The organism is Bartonella sp. AP20NXHL (genome assembly GCF_042196165.1).
Classification (GTDB): Bacteria; Pseudomonadota; Alphaproteobacteria; order Rhizobiales; family Rhizobiaceae; genus Bartonella.
The window spans coordinates 311,565-329,281 of record NZ_JBHIPV010000001.1 but is presented as its reverse complement, the minus strand read 5'-3'; the positions used below and the strand labels follow the sequence as shown (position 1 = coordinate 329,281).

The 17,717-nt window shown below is 38.4% G+C and carries 17 protein-coding genes; 9 read left to right on the top strand and 8 right to left on the bottom strand.

The genetic code is table 11. The features are described from left to right. The first annotated feature begins 283 nt into the window (after positions 1-283). The 5 genes from ACFILL_RS01220 to virB11 are packed head-to-tail and all read left to right on the top strand — an operon-like array spanning position 284 to position 4,141. Positions 284-427 (top strand): TrwH protein, encoded by a 144-nt coding sequence (locus tag ACFILL_RS01220; protein WP_273791747.1) that lies wholly within the window; start codon positions 284-286, stop codon positions 425-427. Beyond that, the gene (locus ACFILL_RS01215; protein ID WP_273790051.1) at positions 424-1,125 is read left to right on the top strand and encodes a virB8 family protein; all 702 of its coding nucleotides are present in this window, start codon (positions 424-426) and stop codon (positions 1,123-1,125) included. Before ACFILL_RS01220 ends, ACFILL_RS01215 begins: the two co-directional genes overlap by 4 nt. A gap of 13 nt (positions 1,126-1,138) precedes the next feature. Beyond that, positions 1,139-1,948 carry a P-type conjugative transfer protein VirB9 gene (gene virB9, locus ACFILL_RS01210; protein WP_273790052.1) on the top strand — a complete coding sequence of 270 codons (810 nt, stop codon included), beginning with the start codon at positions 1,139-1,141 and terminating at the stop codon, positions 1,946-1,948. After that, positions 1,948-3,105, top strand: a complete 1,158-nt coding sequence (virB10, locus tag ACFILL_RS01205; protein ID WP_375643059.1) for a type IV secretion system protein VirB10 — start codon at positions 1,948-1,950, stop codon at positions 3,103-3,105. The genes virB9 and virB10 overlap by 1 nt, the downstream gene beginning before the upstream one ends. Continuing rightward, positions 3,080-4,141: a P-type DNA transfer ATPase VirB11 gene (gene virB11, locus ACFILL_RS01200; RefSeq protein ID WP_273790054.1), complete on the top strand. Its 1,062-nt coding sequence runs from the start codon at positions 3,080-3,082 to the stop codon at positions 4,139-4,141. The genes virB10 and virB11 overlap by 26 nt, the downstream gene beginning before the upstream one ends. 3,308 nt (positions 4,142-7,449) lie before the next feature. Here virB11 and ACFILL_RS01195 read toward each other — a convergent pair. The 7 genes from ACFILL_RS01195 to rimM all read right to left on the bottom strand — a co-directional run bounded on the left by ACFILL_RS01195 (position 7,450) and on the right by rimM (position 13,566). Continuing rightward, positions 7,450-8,229, bottom strand: a complete 780-nt coding sequence (locus tag ACFILL_RS01195) for a succinate dehydrogenase iron-sulfur subunit (protein ID WP_273790055.1) — start codon at positions 8,227-8,229, stop codon at positions 7,450-7,452. Between the two features lie 14 nt (positions 8,230-8,243). Continuing rightward, positions 8,244-10,088: a succinate dehydrogenase flavoprotein subunit gene (gene sdhA / locus ACFILL_RS01190; protein WP_375643058.1), complete on the bottom strand. Its 1,845-nt coding sequence runs from the start codon at positions 10,086-10,088 to the stop codon at positions 8,244-8,246. 6 nt (positions 10,089-10,094) lie between these two features. Then, on the bottom strand, positions 10,095-10,481 hold the full coding sequence (gene sdhD, locus ACFILL_RS01185; RefSeq protein WP_273790057.1) for a succinate dehydrogenase, hydrophobic membrane anchor protein: 387 nt from the start codon (positions 10,479-10,481) through the stop codon (positions 10,095-10,097). Between the two features lie 18 nt (positions 10,482-10,499). After that, positions 10,500-10,901: a succinate dehydrogenase, cytochrome b556 subunit gene (sdhC, locus tag ACFILL_RS01180; RefSeq protein ID WP_254492571.1), complete on the bottom strand. Its 402-nt coding sequence runs from the start codon at positions 10,899-10,901 to the stop codon at positions 10,500-10,502. 475 nt (positions 10,902-11,376) lie between these two features. Then, complete coding sequence (gene rplS / locus ACFILL_RS01175; RefSeq protein WP_273790058.1) at positions 11,377-11,817, bottom strand: 50S ribosomal protein L19; 441 nt, start codon at positions 11,815-11,817, stop codon at positions 11,377-11,379. Positions 11,818-12,026: 209 nt separating this feature from the next. Further along, on the bottom strand, positions 12,027-12,725 hold the full coding sequence (gene trmD, locus ACFILL_RS01170; RefSeq protein WP_273790059.1) for a tRNA (guanosine(37)-N1)-methyltransferase TrmD: 699 nt from the start codon (positions 12,723-12,725) through the stop codon (positions 12,027-12,029). Between the two features lie 283 nt (positions 12,726-13,008). After that, on the bottom strand, positions 13,009-13,566 hold the full coding sequence (gene rimM, locus ACFILL_RS01165) for a ribosome maturation factor RimM (RefSeq protein ID WP_375643057.1): 558 nt from the start codon (positions 13,564-13,566) through the stop codon (positions 13,009-13,011). Positions 13,567-13,697: 131 nt separating this feature from the next. On the opposite strand from rimM, the gene ACFILL_RS01160 reads away from it, so the two are divergent. Then, positions 13,698-14,519 (top strand): SapC family protein, encoded by an 822-nt coding sequence (locus ACFILL_RS01160; RefSeq protein ID WP_375630713.1) that lies wholly within the window; start codon positions 13,698-13,700, stop codon positions 14,517-14,519. A 3-nt stretch (positions 14,520-14,522) separates the two neighbouring features. Next, on the top strand, positions 14,523-15,491 hold the full coding sequence (locus ACFILL_RS01155; protein ID WP_375630711.1) for a tyrosine recombinase XerC: 969 nt from the start codon (positions 14,523-14,525) through the stop codon (positions 15,489-15,491). Positions 15,492-15,509: 18 nt separating this feature from the next. Here the strand turns inward: ACFILL_RS01155 and ACFILL_RS01150 are convergent, their stop codons facing one another. Further along, entirely contained in the window at positions 15,510-15,782 is a 273-nt protein-coding gene (locus ACFILL_RS01150; RefSeq protein ID WP_375622119.1) for a BolA family protein, read from the bottom strand. Between the two features lie 124 nt (positions 15,783-15,906). Here ACFILL_RS01150 and ACFILL_RS01145 point away from each other — a divergent pair, with 124 nt between their 5' ends. Both ACFILL_RS01145 and cobS read left to right on the top strand, forming a co-directional pair. Then, positions 15,907-16,527 carry a J domain-containing protein gene (locus ACFILL_RS01145; RefSeq protein ID WP_273790064.1) on the top strand — a complete coding sequence of 207 codons (621 nt, stop codon included), beginning with the start codon at positions 15,907-15,909 and terminating at the stop codon, positions 16,525-16,527. Positions 16,528-16,728: 201 nt separating this feature from the next. Continuing rightward, positions 16,729-17,709 (top strand): cobaltochelatase subunit CobS, encoded by a 981-nt coding sequence (gene cobS / locus ACFILL_RS01140; protein WP_273790065.1) that lies wholly within the window; start codon positions 16,729-16,731, stop codon positions 17,707-17,709. The last annotated feature ends 8 nt before the right edge of the window (positions 17,710-17,717 follow it).

Genomic DNA, 17,717 nt, shown 5'->3' with positions numbered 1-17,717 from the left:
TCGCAAAAGGAATCACATTTGGACATCTATGGAGACATAGAAACTAGATGAGATAAAAAGAAATAGTTCCCGTAACAGAAGCCTCTAATATCCATATGACAAAATAACAAGAATATCCAATCCTACAGTAAAAATATTCGCACTGAATTGAGCTGTTTTTATAAATTAAAATAGAATAAAAAAGTAAAATAATTACACACAACGTACTTTACTTTATGTTCAAAATAATAATAATGACAACAAATATCAGGATGTATATAACAATAAAAAGAGTCATATTAAAATGAAGTCGATCATTCTTGTAATTTTGATTGCAAACCTTTTATCGGCTTGTGCTTTAGCACCAAAGCTAAAACAGCCAAATGATAGGAACCGAGTGCCTATTAATAAAACAATCCCTGCCGAAATCAAGCGAGGAGACAGATGAAAACAAAACAAGCAAAACCAGTGAAAGCCGAACAACTTAGAAGTTATTACGAAGAAAGCCGTGGCTTAGAACGTGATCTTATCAATGAATTTATAAGGTCGCGCAGAACGGCATGGCGTGTCGCGAGTACTGTGGGTCTTTTTGGCTTATTCGGTATGATATGTGGAGTTGTTGGATTTTCTCAACCAGCTCCAACTCCCTTAGTATTGCGCGTTGATAATACGACGGGTGCAGTTGATGTTATCTCAATCATGCGTGAACACGAAGAAAGCTATGGTGAAGTTGTAGATAGGTATTGGCTAAACCAATATGTGCTTAACCGCGAAACTTACGACTACGATACCATTCAACTGAACTATGACACAACCGCACTTTTAAGTGCGGCATCTGTTCAACAAGAATATTATAAAATCTATGATGGAGAAAATGCACGGGACAAAGTGCTTTCCAACAAAGCACGTATCACAGTTAAAGTACGATCAATCCAGCCTAATGGACTCGGTCAAGCAACTGTACGTTTTACGACTCAGCAACTTGACAGCAACGGTGCTGCTACTGGACCAAAACAGCACCAGATTGCAACAATTGGTTACACCTATATCGGTGCACCCATGAAATCATCTGATCGATTGCTTAACCCCCTTGGTTTTCAAGTAACAAGTTACCGTTCTGACCCAGAAATACTGTTGAATGATTAAGGAATTGATTGTTATGAAAAAACTTGCGTTCGTTGTTCTATTGTCTTCGTTTTCTTCTCTTTATACGGTACCTGTGCAGGCGCTCAAAAGTCCATCAAATTCACAATATGATCACCGCATTCGCTATATAACATATAACGAAGCCGATGTGGTTCAAATTGAAACAGTTCTTGGTGTGGCAACACATATTATTCTTGAAGAAGGTGAACAGTATATAACTCATGCCTTTGGCGATTCTGAAGCCTATGCCTTTGCTCATAAAGGGCGGCATATTTTTATAAAACCAAAAGCAGAGCTTGCCAATACCAATCTCATCGTTGTAACTGACAAACGGAGTTACAAATTCCGACTACAGTTTCGGAATGACCGTGCGGGATCAACTTATGAATTGGCTTTCCATTATCCCGATTCAAACGATGAAAAGTCAGAAGAAAACAATCGACGCCTTGCGATTGAACGTGGTTTTCACCAAAGCGTCAACGGCTATAATCTCAGTTATACCATGAGCGGTCACCAAGATATTGCTCCGATAAATGCTTGGGACAATGGGCGTATTACTTATTTCAAATTTCCCGCTAACATGGATATGCCATCGATTTATGTCGTAGATGCTGAAGGAAATGAAAGCTTAATACCACGCACCGTTATCGGCAGTTCTAATGATATTATCGCCGTTCATAAGGTCAATCCTAAATGGCTCATACGGCTTGGTAAACGCGCTCTAGCTGTTTTTAATGAAGCCTATGACCCCAATGGCGGCGTACCAAACACAACAGGGACAGTATCTTCGGTGGTTTATCGTATCAATAAAGGAGGAAAATGATGTTTGACAATAAGGAAGGAGAGGGAAAAGGTACAAAACTGGATAACGTCGAGCAAAAACATATTGAAGGTACCTATGGAGGGTCGGAACTAGGTTCTGAACGTCGTCCGACAGTTCCAGGTACCCGTGCATTGTTAATGGTAGGACTTGTTGTCATAGTAGCGATACCGATTGCCTTGACTTGGAAAGCTTTTAAAATGCGTAATACCGTGGAAGTTGAGGAAGAAAAACCACAACAAATAGTACAGCAAATTATACCAAACTATGTCCCTCGGATTATAGAAGAGCCAAAAATTGTAGAAGAAGCAGAAAAATCAACACAAATAGAAGATTCAAGCCTAGATATTCCACCGGCCTTGAGTAAACTTCTTCAAACAGCCATTCCTCCACATATGCTCCAAGATTCTGAAGAATTAGCACGCAAACGTATGCTCAGTTCTAGCCTTAACAACGGTGGTAGCGAAGGATCTACAGATACGAATAATAAAGCATCGAATAATGATACAGGTAATGGCGTATTATTTGATAACCTTCAGCCCGTGCGTTTAGGTCAATCACATGCGATGCAACTTCGTAACCGTGACTTTTTGATTACACAAGGAACGCAAATAGATTGTACGTTAGAAACAAAGATCATTACATCACAACCCGGAATGACGACGTGCTATTTAACACGCGATATTTATTCCACAAGTGGACGTGTTGTTTTGCTTGACCGTGGTTCTAAAGTCGTTGGTTTTTACCAAAGTGGCATACAACAAGGACAAACGCGCGTGTTTGTGCAATGGTTACGCATCGAAACGCCTTCTGGTGTTGTTGTCAATCTTGACTCACCAGGCACAGGTCCTCTAGGTGAAGCGGGTATTGGTGGCTGGGTTGACAGACATTTTTGGGAGAGATTTGGTAGTGCAATTATGGTAAGCATTATCGGTGATTTAGGAGAATGGGTAAGAGGAAAAGTTAATAAAAGCAGCAAAGAAAATAAAGAGAATTCACAAAATAAAGATGCTCAGAATGCTGAATCTATAGCAATCGATGTTCTTCAAAATTCCATCAATATCACACCAACACTTTACAAAAACCAAGGCGAACGAGTAAATATTTTTGTTGCTCGTGATCTGGATTTCAGCAATGTCTACAGTCTCGTCACACGTTAACCCGATACAGAAAGATCAAGCAGTTTTTCAGCTTCTGCAACCGCTTGATTGTTTCTTAGAAGATCCCACGATCACTGAATTATCGATTTGCCGCCCCTATGAAGTATGGACGAAAAGCTTTAAGGGTTGGCAAGTACATAGCGTACCAGAGTTAACAACCACTTTTTTGCAAACGCTTATTACAGCTATTATCGTTTATAACGGTATGGCTCCCAGAAGTATTAATTATGTGCTCTTGCCTGGTGGACAACGTGGTACAATTATACAAACACCAGCTGTTGTTGATGGTGCTCTTTCCTTTGTAATTCGTAAACATTCTCTTGTAGTTAAGACGTTAGAAGAACTCAAAGAAGAAGGGGCATTTGACGATTTTTCTGATGTAAGTTTTAATAAGCCTTCAGCAAAAGAAGCCAATAACTTGTTATCGAAGCAGGACTTCACACGGTTGGAACCATTTGAAGTTCAACTTTTGCAACATAAACGTGATGGAAAAATTCTTGAATTTTTACAAGAATGCGTCCTTCACAAACGCAACATTATTATTGCAGGTAAAACAGGATCTGGTAAAACAACATTTGCCCGCTCTTTAATTGAAAAGGTTCCTGTAGAGGAGCGTATTATCACAATTGAAGATGTTCATGAGCTTTTTCTACCCAATCATCCCAATCATGTACATATGATTTATGGTAACAATGTAGGCCGTGTTTCAGCTGAAGAGTGTCTAGATGCGTGTATGCGTCAGTCGCCCGACCGAATTTTTCTCGCTGAATTGCGAGGCAATGAAGCATGGGAATATCTCAATTCGCTCAACACTGGCCATCCCGGATCGATTACAACGACGCATGCCAACAGCGCTTTGCAGACATTTGAACGATGTGCCACCTTGATTAAAAGATCAGAAGTTGGCCGGCAACTCGAGTTAGAAATGATAAAAATCGTTCTCTATACAACAGTTGACGTAGTGTTGTTCTTTAAAGATAGAAAACTCTCTGAAGTCTTTTACGACCCAATTTTTGCTAAATCAAAAATCGCTTAAGGGAAGCTTCCTCTCTCGGTAAGATGATACAAACAAACAATAGCCGTAACTAGTTGTTACGGCTATTTATTTAACTTTTCCTATTCTCTTTTCTTTTCCAATGGATCTTCTACACTCTTCATGAATAAAAGAAGAAAAAAGTTAATAGACAACAACTCTACGAGAAAACCAAATTATACATAAGGCTCTCTCTATTCTCTTACCTTTGATCATTCTTCCCATTTATCTTTTGAAAAAGTATGTTTAATGCAAAAAAATAGCTATAAAATAAATATTTCAACAAAAGAAAAGAAGAAATTTTGATTCGCATATCAATGAAAGCTTCGTAAAACAGGTCCTTTCAATCATAATAAATAATTATCGTCATCAAGACCAAAACTTATCGTTTAAAAATTCTAAGCGCTATTTTCAAGTGATTAATAAATATGTTTTTTCACCAAACAATCTCCAGATACGGAAAACCTCATACGAAATAAACTATCATTTCGATTTAGCATCCATAAACCACATTCTATTTGGTAATAAAAAGTATAGTGGCATATCGACGTCTTCTTCGGACGAAGAAAGATTCTTAACCTACGGCTGTTCGTAAACAACTAAATTTCTCTTAAGCAAGCTTTGCTAACCATATCACGTAGCTTATGTCCCCATCCTAAAGAGGATATCCATAGACTACACAGGTAAGCTCTACTCTCTGAATATTCCTGCTCTCTTCTCTGCACCTCAAAAAGCAAAAATTCCTAAAAGCACAGATATACAATCCCTCTTCTTAAGCCACGTCACATTGATTTATAAAGAGTGTTCATTATTTTGCGTGTTGGATAAAAGATCTTAGTACCGTAAGATTCTCTCATTTCAAAGCTGTCTATTAACCAAAACCATGCTCTTGCACATTACAAGCGAATAAAGCCGTATAGAATGAAACTGTACAAAAAAGCACTAAAAATACCTTTCATAAACCATCCAAAATGCCAAAAACTGTCGCAACATTGGGAGTTTGCAAAGTGTCTAATGGCACCCAACTTGCTCTTTTATGAAGTGTAAAAATGGAGATGCTCTATAAATTTTATATTATTCATCGGAGCTTTACCATTATACCATCCACGAGCACTGTCGCGAAATGAGCTGGGGCTCCTTAAAGAAAGGTTTCTTTAAAACAAGCGCATAAATTGACAAGCCAGGTGTATTTGGGTTGGGGCGTTCTGTTTTGTATAAGGATTGTGATCTTATTAAAAAACGAGAGAAACAAAAGCGTGAAGCAATGCATAATCTCTATTATTTAAAAGACATTACTCTAGATACTTTTGAAAGTCATAAAACTGAACTAAAAAATGACGGCAAAATAGAAACTGGTTTGCACCTTTACAGCTTCATATTCTCCTCAAATTAGGAGGCTGTATACCGATTTCAAAGATTACGCCAACGAGAGATACGTAATACTCTTAATTCCCATCTGGTAAGTAAAAGCTGCAACAGCAAAAGCTTTTTTAGAAAAACAACGCCATAAAGTCATTAATGAACAGGCAATGAATTGGAGAAATGTTCCAGATTTTTATCAAACACTCTGCAAAGCAACAATAATGATACAACTGGCTTTGCGTCTGCTTATTCTTACAGAGGTTTCTACCATCCCTTGCATCAATTCGTGAAAATCAGATTGAAGGGGATATATGGACAATTCTTGGCTTGAGAATATAAAAGGTCTGCGTAATACTACAGGAGATTTCAGCATACCCTTATGATCAGAAGCATTAAAAATTTTCAAACAAGCGTGCTTGTTTTTTCGCAATGATTTCTTTTTTCTGCAACCGGTCGTGGTCCTTATTAATGTGAGTTTCCTATCACAATATATAAGAGAGATTAGTCTGAAAACCTGTCCACGTAGATTTCGCTCTAGTTTACGTAATTGGCTAACAGACTCCACCTATCACACCTCAAAGGGTGAAGCTTTTTACACGCACTGAGCTGCAAATTATCCGCCTCCTCGCCTAGCAGATTTCACCTTCTAACCACTTTAATTACCACATCCTAAATAAGATAGTGTTTTACAGCACAACAGAATAAATATCAAAACAATGACCGATTATACCGTTAATACTTGGACACCTCTCTTTCATGTTAAGAAATATCTTTTATGCTAAAAAATAAAATAAAAAACACTTTTACTGCTTAAATAACTTTCTTCAGCATATATACAAGAAAAAATGAAATCCCCTAACATAATAAATGAGACCTAAACCTAGAAACCTCTATTTTTTATAGATAAAAACATATAAAATCAAAACCTATGAAACTCATAAAAACACAACATGTTTTCTTTGATGATTGAATTCATTCAACTCAAACGAACCTATAAACATCCCTATTCCACATTCGCAACACGTGTTCTTAGAATTCTCACTAGCGTTTTCTAAATTTTTGGAAAAAACTATAAATTTGATATTTTTTAAAAACGTCTTATTTTCTCTTTAATGAATTTAAATCTATGACGTTACAATAGTTTTAAATTACAGCCCCCTTAACTGTATGATTATCTCTACACAAAAGAGAGGGATTTTACGTTCTCCATTTTGAGAACTATAAATTTTGTTTTTTAATGCGATTAACAATAAAATCTTTAAAATAAAAAATATGACCTTTATATATAATGCTTTTATCAAAAATTCCTAATCCATGAATATTAGCAATGTTTTCGATATTATAATAAATGTGTCGTAAAATGACGAACTGTCATAATAATCACTCTTGTGTATTTCATTTAAATAATTTACATGCGTTTAATATTTGTATCAGCATTTATTTTTTGTTCTATATTTATACAGAGTTATCATTTTTTATAAAAAATGATTAATTGAATCTGCATCAAAGTATAAATTATGATAATAATTTAATAAAAATAAAAACACATAACATATTGATTTTATTGTTTTTACATAGAACGCTATTTAAAGTATAGTCTACCCAAAAGACTATTGCCTTTTTAAAGGCAATAATAACTATGCTAACCGCCTCATAGAAGCCAATAAATTTTTAGAGATTAAGCCTCAAAGAGGCACAAAAAACACGCACAATTTTCTATTTTTCTTTTTACTGTTCGTTAAAAGGTCAGTTTTCAAAGATAATATTCAACTATGAGTTTTCTGCTCAGCCATTGCAAGAATTGCTTAACTTTTTAGGGATTACTTCACTTTTAGAATGATTATAGCTACTGCGCCCCCATAAGCAGCCGATCTTCTTTTAGAGATTTAATTGCTAAAAGGAGATACAATTTTCCACCTTGCGCTTTATTTTCATCAATCAGTAAATTTTCAAAGGCGGCGTTCAACCATGAGTTTTTTAATTTCAGCAATCGCTTTCGCTGGATTTAATCCCTTTGGACAAGTTTGCGCACAATTCATAATCGTATGGCAACGATAAAGGCGGAAAGGATCTTCTAAATTATCAAGACGTTCACCACACATCTCATCACGTGAATCCGCAATCCAGCGATAAGCTTGAAGCAAAACAGCGGGACCCAAATAACGATCACCGTTCCACCAATAACTTGGACATGAAGTCTGACAACACGCACACAAAATACACTCATAAAGACCATCGATTTTTTGGCGATCGGAGTGACTTTGTAACCATTCTTTTGCAGGTTCAGGAGAAACTGTTTGTAACCAAGGCTCAATAACTCGGTGTTGCGCATAAAAGCGATTCAAGTCAGGAACCAAATCTTTAACAACCGGCATGGAAGGCAAAGGATAGACTTTAATGGGGTGTTTTACATCATCCATACCTTTGGTACAAGCCAATGTATTGGTTCCATCAATATTCATCGCACATGAACCACAGATGCCTTCACGGCAAGATCGACGAAGTGTCAAAGTTGGATCAATGTGGTTTTTAATAAACAAAAGCCCATCAAGAATCATAGGACCACAAGCAGAACGATCCACATAATAAGTATCTAGATGAGGATTTTCCTCATCATCAGGCGACCAACGATACACGTGAAATTCCGTCAGCTTTGTAGCACCTTCAGGTTTAGGCCAAACCTTTCCCGGTTTTACTTGAGAGTTTTTGGGAAGCTTAATTTGTACCATATTTCATTCTCCCCTTAATAAACCCGTTTTTTAGGTGCAATGCGCTTTAAATCGATCCCACCATCAGCTTCAGATGTTAATGGGTCCACATGGACAGGTCGATATGATAATGTCACCTTACCCTCTTTTGACAAATGTGAAAGCGTATGTTTACGCCAGTTTTTATCATCACGCTCTGGATAATCTTCACGAGCATGAGCGCCACGGCTTTCTAAACGTGCTTCGGCAGAATGAACAGTCATGATTGCATTCGCCATGAGATTTTCAAGCTCTAATGTTTCAACCAAATCAGAATTCCATATCAGAGAACGATCTGTGACTTTGAGATCCGACAATTCCCCCCAGATTTTATTCATCCGCTGACATCCTTGTTGCAAAGAATCTTCTGTACGGAATACTGCCGCATCTTCTTGCATCGTGCGCTGCATTTTTTCACGCAATAGAGCTGTTGGTATCGCCCCTTGTGCAAAACGTAAACGATCAAAACGCGCTATAATTTCGTCAACAGCTTCTTCATTGATGGGTGGAATTTCTGCATTCCGATCAATAACTTCCCCCGCGCGAATGGCAGCAGCACGACCAAACACCACAAGATCAATCAACGAGTTTGACCCCAAGCGATTAGCCCCATGAACAGAAGCACATCCTGCTTCTCCTACCGCCATCAGCCCTGGTTGAATACGATCAGGCGAATCAGCCGTTGGATTGAGAACTTCCCCGTAGTAATTGGTAGGAATCCCACCCATATTATAATGGACCGTTGGCAAGATGGGGATAGGCTCTTTTGTTACATCCACACCTGCAAAAATCCGAGCTGATTCCGAAATTCCCGGTAAACGCTCGTGCAAGATTGCAGGATCAATATGGTTGAGAACCAAATGAATATGGTCCTTCTTAGGTCCAACACCACGTCCTTCACGAATTTCAAGTGTGATACAACGCGAAACCAAATCACGTGAAGCCAAATCCTTAAAGGAAGGTGCATAGCGCTCCATAAAGCGTTCGCCTTCAGAGTTGATTAAATAACCTCCTTCACCACGAGCTCCTTCTGTAATTAAGCAGCCAGAACCGTAAATCCCTGTCGGATGGAATTGCACAAACTCCATATCCTGAAGTGGCAATCCAGCACGTGCGATCATTCCACCACCATCACCCGTACAGGTATGCGCCGATGTCGCGGAAAAATAAGCGCGTCCATAACCACCGGTTGCAAGAACAACCATTTTAGCAGAAAAACGATGTATTGTACCATCATCGAGATTCCATGCCACAACCCCCGTACAAACCCCATCCGTCATGATGAGATCGAGTGCAAAATATTCAATAAAAAATTGCGCATTATGCTTTAAGCTTTGTCCATAAAGCGTATGCAAAATGGCGTGGCCTGTACGATCAGCGGCTGCGCAAGTACGCTGAACAGGTGGACCTTCACCAAATTGTGTCGTATGTCCACCAAAAGGACGCTGATAAATTTTGCCTTCTTGCGTCCGCGAAAAAGGAACGCCATAATGTTCTAATTCATACACAGCAGCAGGAGCATTACGCACCAAATATTCCATTGCGTCGGTATCACCCAACCAATCAGAACCTTTCACGGTATCATATAAATGCCACTGCCAATTATCAGGTCCCATATTTGAAAGCGATGCAGCAATTCCCCCTTGTGCTGCAACCGTGTGTGAGCGCGTTGGAAAAACCTTCGTAATACAAGCTGTCTTTAATCCTTGTTCCGCCATACCCAATGTTGCACGTAATCCTGCACCACCTGCCCCAACAACAACAACATCAAATTTATGATCTACAGTGCGATAAGGGGCGTTACCTGCTTTAGCGCCCAGAGATGATCCTGTACCCGCCATATTTGTTTAACCCCCTAATGCAATTTTCAAAAGAGAAAAAATAATGATACCACCTATGAGAAAACAAAATAAAATATTTAACGTCAAAAAGAATATCCGGAAACCTTCACGTGGAATATAATCTTCAATCACCACTTGCATACCAAGTTTCATATAATAAAGGACCGAAAAAGTCATCAATCCCATCAAAATAGCAACAATAGGATGTGCAAGTCTTGCACGCACAATGCTATAGTCCTTTCCCACAAGCGAAAGAATAAGAACAATAAAAAATATCAAAAGTGGTAGATTGATAAACCCTGTCAAACGTTCTAGCCAAAAATGCTCTGTTCCTTCATGAGCACTGCCACGCCCCCGTACTTTTCCAAGTTCCGTTCGAAAATCTTTTTTCATATCTCTTTTCACCCCCAGCTAAACAACGGTATATCCAATAATCCAAATCGCAAAAGTAACAATAAGAGAAATAAACACTGTCGCCCAAGCAGTGACTGTTGCCTTTTCTTTTGCCAAAAGGCAAGGTTTCAGATCCCAAACAATGTGGCGAACACCACCAACCATGTGATGAACCCCTGCCAAAGTATAAAGAAACAAAATACACAATCCAAACCAAGAACTATAAATCTCGTGAACCGTTCTGAATGCCTCCTCCCCGCACGCAATAGCAATTAACCAAACAGCAAGAAAAACCGTTCCAACATAAAGTGCCATACCCGTAATGCGGTGTGCAATGGACATAGCCATAGTAATTGTCCAACGATAAATACTTATATGAGGGGAACGAGGGCGCTCTTTTATCCTAGTTGTCTCTGTCATAAAATATCCTGACCTGGTTTTTACTGCAACCGCAATGAACGAGAAAGTTCGCGCAAAACGACTAAATATATTCTCTCGTTTTCACTTGTTTGGCATCTCAAGATACCGATACTACAGGTCGGTTGTCTCAAATAACGGATTAAAGGTCACGCATAAAAAAACCGATTACTCCACGGATATGATCCGCAAAACTTGCTTTAATCTAATACAATTTTATCTTCACGTCAAAGGTCTAACATCTTTTCTCAAATATAAACAGGCATTTTTTCAGATTAAACTTATCCTTTTGAGTATCCATGATATATGCAATGGTATCTTAAATTGCACCCATGATTAAGGATAAAAAGAGGAAAAAATTGATAGATTAAACATTTTTATGTCCCCTCCAAGCCTTTTAAAAGGCAAAACGAATCACGAAAGACACAAATAAGCGGCATAAAAGCCGCTTTTGCATAAAGTTTAGCCGATATAATCTTTACTCAGCAACTTTCTTTTCAACATCTGTGCTGACAGATGCTGCTTCTACTTTCTCAATAACCTTTTCAGCTTTTTTCCGATAATCTCTCTTTTCAGCGATACGCGCAGCTTTACCTCTCAAACCACGAAGATAATAGAGTTTTGCACGGCGCACTTTACCACGGCGCACCAGCTCAACACCTTCAATCAACGGAGAATAAACAGGAAACACCCGTTCCACCCCTTCACCATAAGAAATCTTGCGTACTGTAAAGGTCTCATTCAACCCACCGCCTGAACGTGCAATACAAACACCTTCATAAGCCTGAACACGCGTCCGCGTACCCTCCGTCACACGTACCATGACACGAACTGTATCTCCTGGCTTAAAGGCTGGAAATTGGCGCTTTTCTTCAATTTTTGCACATTGTTCAGCTTCAAGTTGTGCGATAATATTCATTTCTTTTATCCTTCATGTTCTTTATCGAACAGTCAGAGCGCTCAACTCTTACCAAAAAAGCCTTTATTAAGAATAAAGAGCTCTTTAGGCTATGTCTTACACAGGAGCGAATACACCATTCCTTCATTTTAATTTTGGAACTACAGAAAACCTTTTATAAAAAACTCTCTAAAAAGAGAGCCATGCAATACACTACCTTATCATATGAATCAAGTTTTCTGATGATTTTTATCATAACGCGCATAAAGATCAGGGCGACGTTGACGTGTTAACAATTCGGCTTGGCTTTGACGCCAATCTGCGATCGCTTTGTGATGACCTGAGAGCAATACAGGCGGAATACCCCGCCCTTCGAAAAGAGAAGGGCGTGTATATTGCGGATGTTCCAGCAAGCCATTTTCAAAACTTTCACACCTTGCAGAAGCTGCATTCCCCATCACTCCAGGCAGAAGACGTATAATAGCATCTAAGATAACCAATGCGGCTGTTTCACCCCCTGAAAGAATATAATCACCAATAGAAACTTCTTCTAATTCTCGTGCTTCTATGACTCGCTCATCAACCCCTTCAAAACGTCCACAAACTAACGTTACACCCGTATCACGAGCCAAGCTATGCGCGTAAGCTTGGTCAAAAGGGCGCCCACGTGGACTCATCAACAATCTTGGCGAATCCTGTGGACAACAATCAAGAGCCGCCGCCAATACATCCGCCCGCATTACCATACCCGCCCCCCCACCAGCAGGTTTATCATCAACGCTATGGTGTTTGTCTAAAGCAAAATCCCTAATCTGTACCGTCTCCAGTGACCAAATTCCGCGCTCTAAAGCTTGCCCTGCTAAAGAATACCCTAAAAAACCAGGAAACATTTCAGGATAAAGGGTTAAAACGCGCGCCTGAAACTTCATTTTATTTCTCATCCTTATTTTCTTAAACAGACTCTTAATAGCAAAAATAGCACAAACAAGATTTTTAACGCTATAGCGTTAAATTGAATCTCCTTGATCTGCGCTTTATTCAATACGATCCTTCTAAATACTTGCACTAAAAAAGACTCTAAAAACTCAGAACTATTTCGAGATAAAGTGCTTACAATATCTGCTCAAAAGTGCATTTTTAATATTTCCACACATTCCACTTTTTATTGACGAAATTTATCTGTTATTTTTTCCTTCATCTTTATTTTTAGATTCAAGCTATTTCCTTTTTATCATTGTCTCCCCCATCACTTAAACCAGCTGCCATGGGATCAACAACAAGAAAACCAGAATTCATACAAACTTCTGGTACCGCCGCCTTACTAAAGGGAATAAGGACTCTTTTACCCGTATTCAAACGTATTTCAAGCAAATCACCAGCCCCGAAATTAAAAAAACCACACACTTCACCTAAGATTTTTCCCCCACAATCTTGGACACACAAGCCTATTAAATCGACTTGATAAAACTCATCCTCCATCAAATCATCAATTAATTGATCACGCGTCACATAAAGGCGAATACCTTTTAAAGACTCAGCCACATTACGATTTTCTATCCCTTTAAAACGTACAATCGCCTTATTTTTTTGTATGCGAAGAGTTATAATTTCATAAGAACGCCCCATATCATCATAAAGAGTGCTGTAAAACTTAAAACGCTGTGGCTCAGCACTTAGAATTTTAACAAAAACATCTCCTTTTATACCATGAGGCATACCAATAATGGCAAGATAGACTTTATTTTTAAGCTTTTCTTTATTATACTTCATACGAAAATATTATCTCTCAAAAATGAACCCTTCAATCTTATAGTTTTCTATTCAATCTTGTTGCCATATGAGACAATCTTCTAAAAGACCTTTCTTGGTAACAAAAACAAATTAATAAAGGAGAAAGTCTTATGGCAAATATTATGCTATTTTACAAAGATATCACGCCAATCAACAAAGTTTCCCATAAAAATCTAAAATTTGCTCCTCCAAGTGATATGTCTTTTGCCAAGGATACTCACTGGGTTCCTTTAGCAAGTACTGAATATTTTCAAGCAGCACTAGACTATCCTATTTTATTTATGTGCGCCGAAGATGAACAAAAAAAACGGCACTACACATCCGCAGCTCTTGTCGGCCTTTCTAATGACGAAAATGACTATATCGCTTCTGATAAAAGTTGGAAAAATAATACTTATGTTCCTGCTTTTGTCCGTCGCTATCCTTTTGTTTTGGCACAAATTAGCAATGAAAAAGAACTTTCTGTTTGCTTTGATCAACAGTCAGGTATGTTTAATGAAGTTGCAGGAACAGAACTTTTTAATTCCGACGGCTCTATTTCTCCTTTTATGGAAGAACGTATTCGTTTTCTTGAAAGTTTTAAAATCGCTATGGAAAAAACCTCTGAGTTTATTGATGCTCTTGTAGAAATGGATCTTCTAAGCCAAAAATCTATCAATGTGAAAAACGATAAAGGTCTCTCAGCTCAATTAGAACATTTTTGGGTTGTTGATGAAGAAAAATTGAATAAATTATCAGCAAGCCAACTTGCCAAACTTCATAAAAATGGCTTTTTAGGATTAATTTTTGCGCATTTGATGTCAACGCACAATCTTGTGAAAATACTCTCTCTCAAAGGTGAAAAGCAACTTATCAATCGTGAAGAGCAACCCCAAAACAAGAATGGTCATTCTAACGATGAAAAATCTAAAAAGAAAGAAACTCTCAACTAGATAATGCCTATCAAAAACGACAAGAGAAAAGATGAAAATATTCCTCTCATTCCAGCAGACCATGCAATTTTAAACGCAAGGAAAAATTGGTTAGAGTGTCTTACCCAAACACGTCGTATGTCAGCACAAACAGTGCAAGCCTATGAACGTGATACGCGGCAATTTTTGTCTTTTCTCTGTCAACACTTAAGTCATACACCAACCCTTACAGATCTTGCTCATTTACGCATCAGTGACTTGCGTGCTTATCTTGCTTATCGGCGTACAAACAATGTAAGTGCTCGTTCTTTAAGCCGCGGAGTAGCAGGCATCCGTTCTTTTTTCAAGTACCTATCACGTGAAGGAATCGTCAATGTTCCGGCGGCTCAACTTATCCGAAGCCCCAAACACCCAAGATCGCTCCCAAAACCTTTAGCGATCAAATCAGCACTTCACATAGTCAAACAAGAAAACCAGCTAGAAAATGAACCTTGGATTAGCGCTCGTAATGCGGCTGTCCTCATGCTTCTCTATGGCTGTGGAATGCGAATATCAGAAGCCTTAAGCCTCACACCAGAACAATTTTCTGATCCTGAAAAAACAAGTTTATTTATAACAGGAAAAGGTGGAAAAACACGCCTTGTTCCTCTCATCAAAATTGTTTACGAAGCTGTACAAAATTATCTCAAATGTTGCCCATATCCTTTAGTGGATAACCAACCCATATTTCGCGGGGCACGAGGCGGTCCCCTACAGCCCGCCATTATTCAGAAAACTGTACGCAACTTACGAGCAAGCCTTGGTTTACCAGAAACTGCAACGCCCCATACACTGCGCCATTCTTTTGCCACCCATCTTTTATCACGGGGGGGAGATTTGCGCACGATTCAAGAACTTCTTGGGCACGCTAGTCTTTCCACCACACAAATCTATACCCATGTCGATACAGACCATTTGTTAAAAATTTATCAAAAGGCCCATCCCCGTTCCTAAAAGTGTCTCATCAAAAAATTAGAGTGTTTCAACCTCAAGTGCCAAAGCATGAACACAAGTAGCTAACTCTTCTTGTAAAACTTTATAAATCGCTCGATGTATTTCTACGCGTGTCATATTAGAAAAAGAAGAAGATAAAATTTTCACTCGAAAATGTGTTTCTCCTTTACCATCAAAAGCATGTTCATTATGAGAATGCCCCTCATGAAGATGACTTTCGTTAATCACTTCAAGCTTTTGCGGATGAAAAGCATCCTGAAGCTTTCTCTGGATTATTGTTTCTATAAACATTTTTCATTCCTCAAACAAAATGAACGTGCAAAAATACACCTTTTTCATAATAGAATAAGTGTGAAAACAAATTTTTCAAAAGTCAATTCTTGTAAAATTAATCAATTTTGCATAAACCAATAATATGACAATAACATCTAAATTATTCGATTCAATTCGCATAAGCTCAAATAAAAAACAAAACGCTGAGCCAGAAGCACAACAGTGTCAGTGGGAAGGTTGTGAAAAAACAGGGGCCCATAAAGCACCAGCAGGTCGAAATCACGAAGGACAATATTTATATTTTTGTATTGAACACGTACGTGCCTATAATAAAAATTTTAATTACTTCTCTGGTCTTAGCAATAAAGATATCGCAAAATTTCAAAAGGATGCTCTCACAGGACATCGTCCGACATGGCCTACAGATCTGAGCAATGGTACATCGAAAAAAACAGCCGCTAATTATGCAAAGATTCGCTCTGGAACAGCTGCCTATCAAAATCGTATGCGCGATCCCTTCACGCTTTTTACTGGGCAGCATTCAAGCAATAAATTCTCACGAAAATTAAAGCCCTTAGAAGCAAAAGCTTTTGATACACTGGGACTACAGGCAAACGCTTCAGCAGAAGACATCAAAATGAAATATAAAGAATTGGTAAAAAAGCACCATCCTGATTCCAATGGTGGTAATCGTGCTTCAGAAGAGCGCTTTCGTGATGTTTTACATGCTTACAATTTGCTAAAAAAGTCTGGTTTGTGCTGAAAACATGCGCTTATATGAGTCTATTTTCATTTAGACCATCATTATTTGCGCAAAATGTTATTTTTTTTGCAAAACATTATAGAATACGTAAAAAATCTTTCTTCAATATCTAAGGCTCTCATTATAGAGCATTGCATAAATACTCTAACTCTTGTATCGTTTCTAATGAATAAATAGCATCCTCTCCCTTCCAGAAACACAATGACAAATCTTACCGTTGAAAATTTGCCCGATATTACACTTTGTGCTCGCGATCTATTTCATATTGAAACAGATCTGAAAGTCCCTGCTTTTAGCACAAAAAGTTCCCATGTTCCTGATATCGATTCTGATTATCTTTTTGATCAGCAAACAACTTTAGCGATTCTCGCAGGTTTTACCTTCAACCGCCGTGTAATGGTTTCTGGCTATCACGGTACAGGGAAATCAACGCATATTGAACAAATTGCTGCACGTCTCAATTGGCCTTGTCTTCGAATTAATCTCGATAGTCATGTAAGTCGTATCGATCTTGTAGGAAAAGACGCTATCGTTTTAAAAGATGGCTTACAAATCACTGAATTTAAAGAAGGCATTTTGCCATGGGCTTATCAAAATAATATTGCTCTTGTTTTCGACGAATATGATGCGGGGCGTCCCGATGTTATGTTTGTCATCCAACGCGTTCTTGAAACCTCTGGAAAACTAAGCTTACTTGATCAAAGCCGAGTCATCTCTCCACACCCAGCCTTTCGTCTTTTTGCAACAGCAAACACCATTGGTCTTGGTGATACAACTGGTCTCTATCATGGTACCCAACAGATCAATCAAGCTCAAATGGACCGCTGGTCTATTGTTACGATACTCAATTATTTACCCCATGATAAAGAGGTTAATATCATTTGTTCAAAGGTCAAATCCTTTCAAACGACTGAAGGAAAAAAGATAATTTCACAAATGGTTCATGTTGCTGATATGGTACGCCAATCTTTTATCAATGGAGATCTTTCAACTGTCATGAGTCCACGTACCGTCATTACTTGGGCAGAAAATACAACGATTTTTCAAGATGTCGGCTTTGCCTTCCGATTAACCTTTCTCAATAAATGTGATGAACTCGAACGTGCCACTGTTGCAGAATTTTATCAACGCGCCTTTGGACAAGAGCTTCCCGAATCACTTATTCATGGTGTTTCGCCTTAAGGAATCTG

Coding starts and splice junctions, on each gene's coding strand:
- ACFILL_RS01220 (WP_273791747.1), top strand. CDS start 284: ATGAAGTCGATCATTCTTGTAATTTTGATTGCAAACCTTTTATCGGCT.
- virB11 (WP_273790054.1), top strand. CDS start 3,080: ATGTCTACAGTCTCGTCACACGTTAACCCGATACAGAAAGATCAAGCA.
- sdhD (WP_273790057.1), bottom strand. CDS start 10,481: ATGAAAAAAGATTTTCGAACGGAACTTGGAAAAGTACGGGGGCGTGGC.
- rimM (WP_375643057.1), bottom strand. CDS start 13,566: ATGAAGTATAATAAAGAAAAGCTTAAAAATAAAGTCTATCTTGCCATT.
- ACFILL_RS01150 (WP_375622119.1), bottom strand. CDS start 15,782: ATGTTTATAGAAACAATAATCCAGAGAAAGCTTCAGGATGCTTTTCAT.
- ACFILL_RS01155 (WP_375630711.1), top strand. CDS start 14,523: ATGCCTATCAAAAACGACAAGAGAAAAGATGAAAATATTCCTCTCATT.
- trmD (WP_273790059.1), bottom strand. CDS start 12,725: ATGAAGTTTCAGGCGCGCGTTTTAACCCTTTATCCTGAAATGTTTCCT.
- virB9 (WP_273790052.1), top strand. CDS start 1,139: ATGAAAAAACTTGCGTTCGTTGTTCTATTGTCTTCGTTTTCTTCTCTT.
- sdhC (WP_254492571.1), bottom strand. CDS start 10,901: ATGACAGAGACAACTAGGATAAAAGAGCGCCCTCGTTCCCCTCATATA.
- virB10 (WP_375643059.1), top strand. CDS start 1,948: ATGTTTGACAATAAGGAAGGAGAGGGAAAAGGTACAAAACTGGATAAC.
- ACFILL_RS01160 (WP_375630713.1), top strand. CDS start 13,698: ATGGCAAATATTATGCTATTTTACAAAGATATCACGCCAATCAACAAA.
- sdhA (WP_375643058.1), bottom strand. CDS start 10,088: ATGGCGGGTACAGGATCATCTCTGGGCGCTAAAGCAGGTAACGCCCCT.
- ACFILL_RS01145 (WP_273790064.1), top strand. CDS start 15,907: ATGACAATAACATCTAAATTATTCGATTCAATTCGCATAAGCTCAAAT.
- ACFILL_RS01215 (WP_273790051.1), top strand. CDS start 424: ATGAAAACAAAACAAGCAAAACCAGTGAAAGCCGAACAACTTAGAAGT.
- ACFILL_RS01195 (WP_273790055.1), bottom strand. CDS start 8,229: ATGGTACAAATTAAGCTTCCCAAAAACTCTCAAGTAAAACCGGGAAAG.
- cobS (WP_273790065.1), top strand. CDS start 16,729: ATGACAAATCTTACCGTTGAAAATTTGCCCGATATTACACTTTGTGCT.
- rplS (WP_273790058.1), bottom strand. CDS start 11,817: ATGAATATTATCGCACAACTTGAAGCTGAACAATGTGCAAAAATTGAA.